This window comes from uncultured Mediterranea sp. (assembly GCF_902493215.1).
Lineage (GTDB): Bacteria > Bacteroidota > Bacteroidia > Bacteroidales > Bacteroidaceae > Bacteroides.
The window spans coordinates 1-14258 of the sequence record NZ_CABUOL010000034.1; the positions used below are offsets into that span (position 1 = coordinate 1).

The 14258-nt window shown below is 51.9% G+C and carries 9 protein-coding genes; 8 read left to right on the plus strand and 1 reads right to left on the minus strand.

All coding sequences use genetic code 11. The features are described from left to right. Positions 1-98: 98 nt before the first annotated feature. The 6 genes from RDO88_RS13215 (at position 99) to RDO88_RS13240 (ending at position 7566) form a co-directional block, all read left to right on the plus strand. Positions 99-950, plus strand: a complete 852-nt coding sequence (locus tag RDO88_RS13215) for a peptidyl-prolyl cis-trans isomerase (RefSeq protein WP_307759802.1) — start codon at positions 99-101, stop codon at positions 948-950. A gap of 9 nt (positions 951-959) precedes the next feature. Beyond that, positions 960-2327 carry a peptidylprolyl isomerase gene (locus RDO88_RS13220; protein ID WP_307759803.1) on the plus strand — a complete coding sequence of 456 codons (1368 nt, stop codon included), beginning with the start codon at positions 960-962 and terminating at the stop codon, positions 2325-2327. A 34-nt stretch (positions 2328-2361) separates the two neighbouring features. Continuing rightward, positions 2362-4029, plus strand: a complete 1668-nt coding sequence (locus RDO88_RS13225; RefSeq protein WP_307759804.1) for an OstA-like protein — start codon at positions 2362-2364, stop codon at positions 4027-4029. A gap of 11 nt (positions 4030-4040) precedes the next feature. After that, positions 4041-4331, plus strand: a complete 291-nt coding sequence (locus RDO88_RS13230; protein WP_307759805.1) for a hypothetical protein — start codon at positions 4041-4043, stop codon at positions 4329-4331. A 20-nt stretch (positions 4332-4351) separates the two neighbouring features. Continuing rightward, on the plus strand, positions 4352-6271 hold the full coding sequence (mutL, locus tag RDO88_RS13235; protein ID WP_307759806.1) for a DNA mismatch repair endonuclease MutL: 1920 nt from the start codon (positions 4352-4354) through the stop codon (positions 6269-6271). Positions 6272-6378: 107 nt separating this feature from the next. After that, on the plus strand, positions 6379-7566 hold the full coding sequence (locus RDO88_RS13240; RefSeq protein WP_307759807.1) for an OmpA family protein: 1188 nt from the start codon (positions 6379-6381) through the stop codon (positions 7564-7566). 84 nt (positions 7567-7650) lie between these two features. On the opposite strand, the gene trpS is transcribed toward RDO88_RS13240, so the two are convergent. Next, on the minus strand, positions 7651-8745 hold the full coding sequence (trpS, locus tag RDO88_RS13245) for a tryptophan--tRNA ligase (RefSeq protein ID WP_307759808.1): 1095 nt from the start codon (positions 8743-8745) through the stop codon (positions 7651-7653). A 547-nt stretch (positions 8746-9292) separates the two neighbouring features. Between trpS and RDO88_RS13250 the strand changes: the two genes are divergently transcribed. Both RDO88_RS13250 and carB read left to right on the plus strand, forming a co-directional pair. After that, complete coding sequence (locus RDO88_RS13250; RefSeq protein ID WP_307759809.1) at positions 9293-10417, plus strand: redoxin domain-containing protein; 1125 nt, start codon at positions 9293-9295, stop codon at positions 10415-10417. 295 nt (positions 10418-10712) lie between these two features. Next, positions 10713-13940 (plus strand): carbamoyl-phosphate synthase (glutamine-hydrolyzing) large subunit, encoded by a 3228-nt coding sequence (carB, locus tag RDO88_RS13255; protein ID WP_307759810.1) that lies wholly within the window; start codon positions 10713-10715, stop codon positions 13938-13940. Positions 13941-14258: the final 318 nt, after the last annotated feature.

Here is a 14258-nt window from a genome sequence, read left to right on the forward strand (position 1 = left end):
GAAATTAACCAAGAGGTTTTAAAAACCGTTAATAATCACTGATGCAACCGATTAATCCACTATCTTCGTACCTTAAAATGAAGGAAAAAATATTGCACATGCGAAATTTCTGTCTGTTGTCTCTCATTCTGCTCTTGGCTGGGGCATGCGGAAAGCCGAAGTATGACCATAAAGGGCGTACGCCATTGGTGGAACTGAATGGGAATTTCCTGTATAAGGAAGATTTGGCGGCAGTGCAGCCTGCAGGTCAGTCGAAGGATGACAGCCTGCTGTTCGCAGAGCACTACATCCGTAATTGGGCGGAAGATATCCTGCTTTATGAAAAGGCTCAGGACAATATTCCAGACAATGAGGAAGTGGAAAAATTGGTAAGGAACTACCGGAAGGCTTTGATCGTACATGCTTACCAGCAGGCTCTGATTGGTCAGAAATTGGCGGAAAACAGTATGGAAGAAGAACTTCAGGCTTACTATGAAAAGAATAAGGAAGTCTTTAAAGCCGAGTCTCCTTTGATGAAAGGACTGTTTATCAAAGTTCCCTTGACGTCGCCCGGTATCAGTCGCGTACGTCAGTGGTATAAGGATGAGCGGCAAAGTGCGGTGGAGCATCTGGAAAAATACAGTTTGCAGAACGCCGTCAAGTATGAATATTTTTATGATAAATGGATACCGGTTTCCGATATTCTGACGCTGATGCCTTTCAACGAGGAAAACGTGGACGCCTACTTCGCGCGTAACCATAGGGTGGAAGTCAAGGATACGGCCTTCTGGTATTTTTTAAATGTGAGTGATTACATTCCGGCCGGCGGTCAGGAGCCTTACGAGGCAGCCAAGCCTATGGTTACCGAGATGTTGCTGAATGGGAAACAGGTGGAATTCCTGAATCAGGTGAAAGACGACTTGTACCAGGAAGCTGTAGAAGATGGAAAAATAAAATATTGTGTGAATTAAGATAGCAGAATGAAAAAGTGTATGAACGTTAGATGTTTAGTGTGGTTGGCCGCTATGTTGTTGCCTTGTCTTCCGGTATGGGGGCAGGACAATGTCATCGATGAGGTTGTATGGGTTGTTGGTGATGAGGCCATCCTGAAATCGGAAGTGGAAGAAATGCGCTTGGATGCATTGTATAACGGACGTCAGTTTGATGGAGATCCCTATTGCGTGATACCCGAGGAAATTGCTGTCCAGAAGTTGTTTTTACATCAGGCTGCCCTTGACAGTATCGAGGTGTCTGAAAGTGAAGTGGTCAGCCAGGTAGACTTTATGATCAACCAGTACATCAGCCGCATCGGCTCCATGGAGAAGATGGAAGAGTATTGGAACAAGAGCGCCACGCAGATTCGTGAAACGCTTCGTGAAAATGCCCGTGAAGGACTGACGGTACAGCGTATGCAACAAAAGTTGGTGGGCGATGTGAAGATTACCCCCGCTGAGGTGCGCCGTTATTTCCAGAATTTGCCTAAAGACAGTATCCCTTATATTCCTACCCAGGTGGAAGTGGAAATCATTACACAGAAACCGAGAATTCCCGTCGAGGAAGTTGAAGCGGTAAAAGGGCGCCTGCGTGAGTTTACCGAACGTATCAATAAGGGGGAAACCAGTTTCTCTACATTGGCCCGTATGTATTCGGAAGACCGTGCTTCGGCCAAAGACGGAGGTGAGATGCCTTTCTATGGCCGTGGCCAGCTTGATCCGGCTTTTGCCAATGTTGCTTTTAACCTGCAGGATCCGACCAAGGTTTCCAAGGTGGTGGAGTCGGAATATGGTTTCCATATCATCCAGCTGATGGAAAAACGCGGTGACCGTATCAAGGTACGTCACATCCTGCTCCGTCCGCATATCCCCGAAAGTGCCTTGACAGCCGGTATGGCTCGTCTGGATTCCATTGCCGACGACATCCGCAACAATAAGTTTACGTTTGAAGAGGCGGCAGCAGTTATTTCGCATGACAAGGATACCCGTAACAACCATGGCTTGTTGCCCAATCCGAATACCAATACTTCCAAGTTTGAGATGCAGGAGCTTCCTCCTGAGATTGCCAAGGTAGTAGACAAGATGCAGGTCGGTGAAATATCCGAAGCCTTTACCATGATTCCCCAAAAGACGGGTAAGGAAGAGTGTGTCATTGTCAAACTGAAAAGCCGTATCAACGGTCATAAGGCAACCATTACCGACGACTATCAGAACCTGAAGGACTTGGTGCTGGAAAAACGTCGTGCCGAGGTGTTGGACAAATGGATACGTGAAAAACAGAAGCATACATACGTCCGCATCAAGGAAGGATGGAACAATTGTGAGTTCAAGTATCCGGGCTGGATCAAGGATTGAGCATCCGGCTCTGTAGTGCTTTTACGATAACTATATGCATAAAAAATATTCGTTTTCTCGTTTTTTGAACAGGCATAGGCACCTCTTGGCGGGTGTTCTATGCCTGTTCGGCATCTGTCTGCTCAGTGCCCAGGACCGGAAAAAGGAAGAACCGGAGAAGAAGAAAACCCGTGTCGACCTGCTGTATGCCGACGAGGCCCAAGCCGACGACCAGGCCCGTCCGGATGTACAGATGCTGACAGGCTCTGTGAAGTTGCGTCACGACAGCATGTACATGTACTGCGACACTGCTTTTATTTTCAAGCGTATCAATTCGGTGGAGGCCTTTGGAAACGTGCGGATGGAGCAGGGGGATACGCTGTTCATCTACGGAGACTATCTTTATTACGACGGTATGACCCAGCTGGCCATGCTTCGCGAGAATGTGCGGATGATTAACCGTAATACCGAACTGACAACTGACAGTCTGAACTACGACCGTATTTATAATTTGGGATATTATTTTGATGGAGGAACACTGACTGACGAGGAAAATGTGCTGACTTCGGTATGGGGTGAATACAGTCCGGCTACCAAATTGGCGGTGTTCAATCATGAAGTGACGCTGACCAATCCCCGGTTTGTGCTGACATCCGATACCTTGAAGTATCATACAGAAACGAAGATTGCGACAATTCTCGGCCCTTCCGACATTGTGAGCGACAATAACCATATCTATTCGGAACGGGGTATCTATAACACCCTTACCGAGCAGGCCGAATTGCTCGACCGTTCGGTATTGACCAATCAGGGGAAAAAACTGACGGGCGACAGTCTTTTTTACGACCGCAAGCTGGGATATGGTGAGGCTTTCGACAATGTGCGTATGAACGATACCATCAACCGGAACATGCTGACGGGCGACTATTGTTTCTATAACGAATTGACCGGCAATGCACTTGCCACGAAACGTGCCGTTGCGGTGGACTATTCGCAAGGTGACAGTCTTTTCATGCATGGCGATACGTTACGGATGGTTACTTACCATCTCAATACCGACTCCATGTATAGAGAGATGCGTGTCTATCATAAAGTGCGTGCCTACCGTTCCGACATTCAGGCTGTCTGTGACTCGCTGGTTTATAATTCGAAAGATTCCTGTATGACCATGTATACTGATCCCGTTCTCTGGTACGGTCAGGAACAGCTTTTGGGAGAACAGATCAAGGTCTATATGAACGACAGTACCATCGACTGGGCGCATATCATTAACCAGGCGCTTGCCATTGAGCGTAAAGACTCCGTACACTATAATCAGGTGGCCGGTAAAGAAATGATGGGTTATTTCAGAGACGGAGAGATGCGGCAGGTAGATGTGAACGGCAGTGTGTTTGTCGTTTTCTATCCGGTAGAAGAGCGTGACAGCTCGCTGATTCTGATGAATTATTCCGAAGGAGGCTTCCTGCGGATGATGTTGAAAGACCGCCGCATGGAACGCGGAGCCTTTATCGGACAAGCCAATGGTACAGCCTATCCGTTGGATCAGATACCGGCAGACAAGTACCGCCTGCCGTCCTTTGTGTGGCTGGATTATATCCGGCCGTTGAATAAAGAAGATATTTTCAACTGGCGGGGTAAAAAGGCCGATGCAGTGCTGAAGCAGAGCACGCGCCGTCCTACTGTTTCGCCCCGTGACATGCATATCGAACGAACTAAAAAATAGGAGGATGTTTTATGGGTATGTTTACAATGAGAAAGCCGCGCGGTTTCCATCATTCATACATTTATGTGGACGAACGTAAGGAGAAGCTGGATAAGATGAGAGAGAAGGCCAAGCGTGATTTGGGTATGCTTCCCGAAAAAGAATTCAATCCGGAAGACATCCGTGGAAAGTTTGTGGAAGCCACAACCCACCTGAAGCGCCGTAAGGAGAGCGGCAAGCGGCCGTTGCACTTCATTGTCATCTTGTTTTTTATTTCTCTGCTGGCCTATCTGTGGTATGCCATCAGTAACGGTATCATTTAAAACAGTAAATTCTTATAGGCATGAGCGATATCATTCATCTGCTGCCCGATTCGGTGGCCAATCAGATTGCAGCCGGCGAAGTTATCCAACGTCCGGCTTCTGTCATCAAGGAATTGGTGGAAAATGCCATCGACGCCGAGGCTACGGAAATTCATGTATTGGTGACCGATGCCGGAAAGACCGGCATTCAGGTGATAGACAATGGAAAAGGTATGTCTGAAACCGACGCCCGCTTGGCCTTTGAACGTCATGCTACGTCGAAAATCCGTGAAGCTTCCGATCTTTTCGCTTTGCGGACCATGGGATTTCGTGGTGAGGCACTGGCTTCCATTGCAGCAGTAGCCGAGGTCGAATTGAAGACACGGCTGGCCGACCAGGAACTGGGCACCCGTCTGGTGATAGCTGGTTCGAAGGTGGAAACACAGGAAGTGGTTTCGTGTCCTCAAGGAAGTAACTTCTCCGTGAAGAATCTTTTCTTCAACGTGCCTGCCCGCCGAAAGTTCCTGAAAGCCAATTCTACGGAATTGAGTAACATTCTGGCCGAATTCGAGCGCATCGCTCTGGTACATCCCGATGTGGCATTCTATCTGTACAGCAATGACAGTGAATTGTTCAACCTGCCTGTCATGCCTTTGAGACAACGCATTATGGCGGTGTTCGGCAAGAAGTTGAACCAGCAGTTGCTGTCGGTCGAGGTGGATACGACGCTGGTGCGAATCTCCGGTTATGTTGCCAAACCCGAGACGGCCCGTAAGAAAGGTGCCCACCAGTATTTCTTCGTCAACGGCCGCTACATGCGCCATCCCTATTTCCATAAGGCGGTGATGGATGCCTTCGAACATCTGATTCCGGCCGGTGAGCAGATATCCTATTTTATCTATTTTGATGTCGATCCGGCCAATATTGATGTGAATATTCATCCGACGAAGACCGAAATAAAGTTCGAGAACGAACAGGCCATCTGGCAGATTCTGTCTGCGGCCATCAAGGAGTCTTTGGGAAAGTTCAGTGCGGTGCCGTCCATCGATTTCGATACCGAAGGCTTGCCTGACATCCCGGCGTTCGAGCAAACGCATCCTGTCGAACCTCCCCAGGTACATTATAATGCAGACTTCAATCCTTTCAAGTCAAATTCTTCCTCGTCTTATGGCGGTGGATATTCACGGAAACAGGTGGAGTGGGAAGGATTGTACGCCGGGCTGGAGAAGGCCAGCCGAATGAATGACGATTATGCCGGCGGGCTGATGCCCGATGCCGATGAAGAGATTCCGGCTACAGCTCCGGCTGTAGAAGAGGCCGGTTTGTCTGCACCGGTCGCTTCGGCTCTGTCGGGTGGCGATTCCGCTTTCTGCGGTCAGGAGGGAACTGGTACATCGGGAGGGCAGCACTGGCAGTTCAAGGGGCGTTACATTCTGACGTCCGTCAAGTCGGGACTGATGCTGATAGACCAGCATCGGGCACATGTTCGTGTATTGTTCGACCGGTATATGGAGCAGATCCGTCAGAAGCAGGGAGTGGCCCAAGGCGTCCTTTTTCCCGAGATTGTACAGTTTCCTGCTTCGGAGGTGGCTATGCTGGAGAGCATTTTGGACGATTTGTCGGCTGTGGGCTTCGAACTGACTTCCTTGGGTGGAGGCAGTTATGCCATCAACGGTGTGCCCGCAGGCATTGAAGGACTGAATCCTGTTGAGCTGGTGCGAAACATGGTACATACGGCCCTGGAGAAAGGCAGCGATGTGAAGGAAGAAGTGCAGTCCATCCTGGCACTGACGCTGGCACGTGCGGCGGCCATTGTTTATGGTCAGGTGCTGGGAAATGATGAAATGGCGGCTTTGGTAGACAGCCTTTTTGCTTGTACGTCACCCAATTACACTCCCGATGGACGCATCGTGCTGGCCACGCTCAAGGAAGAGGAAATAGAGAAACTTTTTGCCAAATGATAAAAGAAACGTTCTTTTTCAAAACTTTTTAAAATCTGTGGTGTTTATTATGCAGGTCGGTGAGAATAAGCGACCCTAACTTAACACCTAAACAAATTTTGGAAAGTATGAAAAAGAATTTGATGTTATTGGCTTTATCAGGACTGTCGGTTGCTGCGGTAGCACAAAACGCGACAGAATTTACTGAAGTACAGGAAGTCGTAGAAGTGCGACAGGACAAGTACGCAGTTGTTACCAATCCCTTCTGGGACAATTGGTTTATCTCGCTGGGTGGCGGTGCCACGGTGATGTTCGGCGATTACGATGCAGCCGGAAGCTTTGGCAAGCGCATCAGCCCCACGTTGAATGTGGCAGTAGGCAAGTGGTTCACTCCGGGCCTGGGAGGACGTTTGCAGTACAGCGGTTTGCAGGCACGCGGCTATGTACCCTCGGCCGGATCGGACTATGCGGTAGGTGCGGTGCAGAACGGCGGCTATTACAAGCAGCGTTTCAACTACATGAATCTGCATGCCGATGTGATGTTCAACTTGAATGCTCTGTTCGGAGGTTACAATCCTTCACGGGTTTATGAAATTATTCCTTATGTGGGTGCCGGTATTACACACAATTATTCCACTCCTCATCGCGAGGCTCTTTCGGTCAACGGTGGTATCATCAACCGCTTCCGTGTATCCGATGCGCTCGACATCAATCTGGAACTTAGTGCGGTAGCTACCGAAGACAAATTCGACGGTGGTATCGGAGGCAAGGGGTATGACGGTCTTGTCAGTGCAACGGTCGGTTTGACCTACCGCTTCCCCAAGCGTGGTTTCGACCGCCCCAGACCGGCTATCTCTGAAGAGCGCCTGGCTGCAATGCGCGACAAGATGAATCGCATGGCTGCCGAAAACGCCGAACTGGCAGAAGCCCTGAAGGCTGCTGAAAGTCGTGAACCGGAAGTGAAAGAAACCGAAGTGATTGTTAGCAAGCCGGTTATCGCACCGCGCACCGTGTTCTTCACCATCGGTTCGTCCGAAGTATCTGTCCGTGAGGCGATGAACCTCTCTTATCTGGCAGAGTCTATGAAGCAATCTTCGGAAACCACCTTTGTTGTCAACGGATATGCCGATGCAGCAACCGGAACCAAGGAGTATAACGAGAAACTGGCCCGTCAACGTGCCGAAGCGGTAATCAACGTGTTGGTTGAAAAGTATGGTGTAGACCGCAGCAAGCTGTCAGTAGGTACTACGGAAGCAGTCGACTCCTTCGGAGAACCCATCCTGAACCGTGTAGTGGTAGTAGAGTCTGCCCAATAAGCTCCGGCTTATAGGCAATAGATAAAAAATGAGGCTGAATTCCCTTGGTGGAGTTCAGCCTCTGTTTTTTTGTATGTTGCATCCTTATTCTCCGCGGAAGCGCTTGGCCTGTTCGGCTATCAGTTCGGCGTCGTCGAAGTAGTTGATTTTCATGGCGCGACGCACGTCGTCCAGCGTGGCGGCAGCTGTTTCGCGGGCCTTTTCGCACCCCTTTTTCAGCATGTCGTAGATGGCCGGGATGTCCTGCTCGTACTCCTTGCGGCGGTTACGGATGGGTTCCAGCGTCTCCTGCATGATGGCGTTCAGGAAGTTCTTCACCTTTACGTCGCCCAGTCCGCCGCGGCGGTAGTGGGCCTTCAGCTCATCCAGGTTGGGGTAGTCGGGCAGGTAGCGTTCGAAGTGTTCGGGACGGCAGAAGGCGTCAAGGTAGGTGAAGACGGTGTTGCCTTCCACCTTGCCGGGATCCTGCACGCGCAGGTGGTCGGGGTCGGTGTACATGCCGCGTATCTTCTTCTGTACTTCGTCGGCCGGGTCACTCAGATAGATGCAGTTGCCCAGACTCTTGCTCATCTTGGCCTTGCCGTCGGTGCCGGGCAGACGGAGGCAGGCAGCGTTGTCGGGCAGCAGGATTTCAGGCTCTACCAGCGTCTCGCCGTAGATGTAGTTGAAGCGGCGGACGATTTCGCGTGCCTGTTCCAGCATCGGTTCCTGGTCTTCGCCCACAGGCACGGTTGTTGCCTTGAAGGCTGTGATGTCGGCCGCCTGGCTGATGGGGTAGGTGAAGAAGCCCACGGGGATGCTGGCTTCGAAGTTGCGCATCTGTATTTCGGTCTTCACCGTCGGGTTGCGTTGCAGACGGCTCACGGTCACCAGGTCCATGAAGTAGAACGACAGCTCGCACAGCTCCGGTATCTGCGACTGGATGAAGAGGGTGCTCTTCGTCGGGTCGAGGCCGCAGGCCAGGTAGTCCAGTGCCACTTCGATGACGTTCTGGCGCACCTTTTCGGGGTTTTCCATGTTGTCGGTCAGCGCCTGTGCGTCGGCAATGAACACAAACATGTCCTTGTAGTCGCCGGCATTCTGCAGTTCCACCCGTCGGCGCAGCGAGCCCACGTAGTGGCCTATGTGCAGGCGTCCCGTCGGGCGGTCGCCTGTGAGGATGATTTTTTCTTTTGCCATAACTTATTTAATTGATAATTTCTTTTTTACAGCTTGTTGGGAGGGGTATCAAAATAAGCGTTCACTTTCTTCAGACACGGATTACACGGATTTCACGGATTAATATCTGTACATATTCCGCATAATCCGCGCCTGAAAAATGACAGGAAGTCTTTTTGATACATCCTTATTGTTAATGTCGCCGTAAAGGTAGGGCTTTTTCACGAAAAACTGAAATGAAATCGGTGGAATGAGGCAGAATGAGGACCGAAGAAGCCTCTTCAGATAGTTTCCGGCGGTTGAAACCAAAAGTTTCAATAGTTGCATCGTCAACGAAACTAGTAGTTTCATGAGAGGTTCGTAGTTTGAAACCATCGGTTTCATTGAAAGAAACCACTGGTTTCATTGAATGAAACTACCGGTTTCATTGCACGAAACTTTTGGTTCCCTTGCACGAAACCTTTTCAACGTTTGGAAGAGGCGCGCGAAATACTTGCAGAAAAGGTTCCGTATCTGCGGCAGATTGTCTACCTTTGGCGGCATATAACTTATTAATAAGAATAGAGACATGAAGAAAATGTGCTGGACGCTGTTGGGGGCGGGCCTGTTGGCTGCCTGCAATCCGGCGTCGAAAATGGATGTCAGCGGTACGCTGAACGGAATTGAGAGTGATACGTTGTTGGTCAACCACCGGTCGGTGGAGGGTGGCGAGGCACGGCTCGACACGGTGCCTATGCAGAACGGACAGTTTGCCTTCAATGTGGGCGACAGCGTGCTGAAGCAAGTCTATATTTACGCCAAGCCCTCGGGCAACGGCGCCATCAGTATGAAAGCCTTGGGGCTGGTACTCCTGCCCGGCCGTCCCGTCACGGTCAGCGGTACGCTGGACGATTACCGTCTGGGCGGCGATGCCTTCTACGAGGCCTGCAACGAACTGGGCGACCAGCTCCGTCCCTGCATAGAGAAGCTCGACTCGCTCCGCGAAGCATGCATGCAGATGGAAGCCGACGGCGTTCCGGCTGACAGCATCCGCAAGGCCTATGCCCCCTCGCGGGAATTCCTGAACCGCATGCAGGACCTGCGTTGCGACTTCATCCGCAGTCATGCCGACCAGGATGTGGCTGTCTATGCCCTGTCGCGCGACCTGTCTATCGAGAAAGTTGGCGAAATGCTCGACGTGATAGCCGAACCCGTACGCACGGGTGTGATGGCCCCGCTGTACCGTCAGGTGAAAGACGGTTACGACAAGGAGATGGCCCGTCGTGCCGCTGCCGAACGGGTGAAGGAAGGCAATCCGGCTCCCGACTTCACGCTGAAGGATATCAAGGGCAACGATTTCACCCTCTCGTCACTTCGTGGCAAGTATGTGGTGCTCGACTTCTGGGGCAGCTGGTGCGGCTGGTGCATCAAGGGTGTACCCGATATGAAGAAGGCCTACGCCAAGCACAAGGCCAAAGTCGAGTTTGTGGGTATCGACTGCCGCGACACGGAAGAGAAGTGGCGCAAGGCAGTAGAGGAACACGACATGCCCTGGCTGCACGTCCGTAACGAAGGCAACCCCGACGTTTCTGTCCTCTATGCCGTCCGCGGCTATCCCACGAAGATTGTCCTCAGCCCCGAAGGTACCATCCTGAAAGTAGTGGTAGGAGAAGATCCCGAATTCTATACCTATCTGGACGGATTGCTGAAGTAAGGCCGGACAGGGAAGTCCGACTTCTTAAATCTTCAAAATACGCTCTGAAAATTTGCTCGTTTCCCGAATAAATCGTTACTTTGCACAAATTTTTAGAGAAGTATATGCAATCACAGGAAATGGGTACCAGCTTTTATTTCAGTTCGGATGAATTTCATTCGCCGGCCGCTGGTTTTTCTGTTTCCGGTAAGATATTTAGTTCTTTGGAAAATGCGTTGTCCGTTGTCGGGTGACGCATTTTTTTTATTCAAGAGGCATTTACAAGCGATTTAAAAACAACTTATAAAGAGAAACAATGAAGAACGAATTGAAGAAAGTGCTCGTCTTGGGTTCAGGTGCGCTCAAGATCGGTCAGGCCGGAGAGTTCGACTACTCCGGTTCGCAGGCGCTGAAAGCGTTGCGTGAAGAAGGTATCAGCTCCGTGCTGGTGAACCCCAACATCGCTACCATCCAGACTTCGGAAGGTATCGCCGACCAGGTTTACTTCCTGCCGGTGACTCCTTATTTCGTGGAAGAAATCATCAAGAAGGAACGTCCCGACGGCATCCTGTTGGCCTTCGGCGGACAGACGGCGCTCAACTGCGGTACCGAACTCTACCAGAAGGGCATTCTCGAGAAGTACGGCGTGCGTGTGCTGGGTACCTCGGTCGAGGCCATCATGTACACTGAAGACCGTGACCTCTTCGTGAAGAAGCTCGACGAGATTCCGATGAAGACGCCCAAGAGCCACGCCGTAGAGAGCATGGAAGACGCTCTGAAGGCTGCCCGCGAAATCGGCTATCCTGTCATGGTTCGTTCGGCCTACGCTCTGGGCGGTCTCGGCAGCGGTATCTGCCCCGACGAAGAAGCCTTTGTCAAGCTGGCCGAAAGCTCGTTCACTTTCTCCAAACAGATTCTGGTGGAAGAGTCACTGAAGGGCTGGAAGGAAATCGAGTTCGAAGTCATCCGCGACGCCAACGACCACTGCTTCACCGTGGCCAGCATGGAGAACTTCGACCCGCTGGGCATCCACACGGGTGAGTCCATCGTAGTGGCTCCTACCTGTTCGCTCACCAATGAACAGGTGGAGATGTTGCAGGACCTGTCGCGCAAGTGCATCCGTCACCTGGGCATCGTGGGCGAGTGCAACATCCAGTACGCCTTCAATGCCGAGACCAACGACTACCGTGTCATCGAGGTGAACGCCCGTCTGAGCCGCTCTTCCGCACTGGCTTCCAAGGCTACGGGTTATCCGTTGGCATTTGTGGCTGCCAAGATTGCCCTGGGCTATACGCTCGACCAGATTGGCGAAATGGGTACGCCCAACTCCGCTTACGTGGCACCCCAGCTCGACTATCTCATCTGCAAGATTCCCCGTTGGGACCTGACGAAGTTCGTCGGTGTGAGCCGCGAAATCGGTTCCAGCATGAAGTCCGTGGGCGAAATCATGTCCATCGGCCGCAGCTTCGAGGAAATCATCCAGAAGGGTCTGCGTATGATCGGTCAGGGCATGCACGGCTTTGTGGGCAACGACGGTACCCACTTCGACGACCTCGACCACGAATTGTCCCATCCGACAGACCTGCGTATCTTCGCCATCGCACAGGCGCTGGAAGAGGGCTACACCATCGACCGCATCTACGAACTGACCAAGATCGATCCCTGGTTCCTGGGCAAACTGAAGAACATCGTTGACTACAAGCATAAACTTTCCCAATATAATAAGGTGGAAGACCTGCCCGCCGACGTGCTCCGCGAGGCCAAGGTGCTGGGCTTCTCCGACTTCCAGATTGCCCGCTTCGTGCTCAATCCCACGGGCAACATGGAGAAGGAAAACCTCATGGTACGTGCCCGCCGCAAGGAGCTGGGCATCCTGCCGGCCGTGAAGCGCATCAACACGGTGGCCAGCGAGCATCCCGAACTCACCAACTACCTCTACATGACCTATGCCGTAGAGGGCTACGACGTGAACTACTACAAGAACGAGAAGTCCGTCGTTGTGCTCGGTTCGGGTGCCTACCGCATCGGTTCCAGCGTTGAGTTCGACTGGTGCTCGGTGAATGCGATCCAGACGGCCCGCAAGCTGGGTTACAAGTCCATCATGATCAACTACAACCCCGAAACCGTGTCTACCGACTACGACATGTGCGACCGCCTCTACTTCGACGAACTGTCGTTCGAACGCGTGCTCGACGTCATCGACCTCGAACAGCCGCGCGGTGTCATCGTTTCCGTGGGTGGCCAGATACCGAACAACCTGGCTATGAAGCTCTACCGCCAGTCGGTACCTGTATTGGGTACTTCTCCTGTATCCATCGACCGTGCCGAGAACCGCAACAAGTTCTCCCACATGCTCGACCAGCTGGGCATCGACCAGCCCGCATGGCAGGAGTTGACCAGCCTCGAAGACGTCAAGGGCTTCGTGGCCAAGGTGGGCTATCCCGTCTTGGTGCGTCCGTCCTACGTGCTTTCGGGTGCGGCCATGAACGTCTGCTACGACGAAGACGAGCTGCAGGAGTTCCTCAAGATGGCTGCCGAGGTGTCCAAGGAATATCCCGTAGTGGTATCGCAGTTCCTGCAGAATACCAAGGAAATCGAGTTCGACGCCGTGGCACAGAACGGTGAGATTGTAGAATATGCCATCTCCGAGCACGTGGAGTTTGCCGGTGTACACTCGGGCGACGCCACGCTGGTATTCCCCGCCCAGAAGATTTACTTCGCTACGGCCCGTCGCATCAAGAAAATCAGCCGTCAGATAGCCAAGGAACTGAACATCTCCGGACCGTTCAACATCCAGTTCCTGGCCCGCAACAACGAGGTGAAGGTCATCGAGTGCAACCTCCGTGCTTCGCGTTCGTTCCCCTTCGTCAGCAAGGTGCTGAAGCGCAACTTCATCGAGACTGCCACGAAGATCATGCTCGACGCTCCTTACTCCAAGCCCGACAAGTCGGCCTACGACATCGACTGGATCGGCGTGAAGGCCAGCCAGTTCTCCTTCTCCCGTCTGCACAAGGCCGACCCTGTACTGGGTGTCGACATGTCGTCTACGGGCGAGGTAGGCTGTATCGGCGACGACTTCTCCGAGGCTTTGCTCAACGCCATGATAGCCACCGGCTTCAAGATACCTTCACGCGAGAAAGGCGTGATGTTCTCCAGCGGCGCCATGAAGTCCAAGGTCGATTTGCTCGACGCCAGCCGCATGCTCTTTGCCAAGGGATATAAGATTTACGCCACAGCCGGTACGGCTGCCTTCCTCAACGCCCACGGCGTGGATACGGTACCCGTTTATTGGCCCGACGAGCGTCCCGATGCCGAGAACAACGTGATGAAGATGATTTCCGAGCACAAGTTCGACCTCATCGTCAACATCCCGAAGAACCACACCAAGCGCGAGCTGACCAACGGCTACAAGATCCGTCGTGGTGCCATCGACCACAACATCCCGTTGATTACCAACGCCCGCCTGGCCGGTGCCTTCATCGAAGCCTTCTGCAACATGAAGCTGGAAGATATCCGGATCAAGAGCTGGCAGGAGTACAAATGAATAGGTAATTGATAATTGAACCTCCTCGTGACGAGGCTGTGCAGGAACACTGTTTTACCACAGATTACACAGATGAACACGGATAATCTGTGAAAATCCGGGTAATCTGTGGTGAGTTGTTGCGCAGCCTCTCTTTTTGATTATCCTTTCTTCTTTTCGGGTATTTATTGTGCCTGTCGAAATAAAAATCCGAAAAAAGTCGTCCGATTGTTTGCAGATATCAAAAATAGTCGTACCTTTGCAGCGCTTTTGAAACGAAAGTGACGGGCGTTTAGCTCAGCTGGTTCAGAGCATCTGCCTTACAAGCAGAGGGTCGGC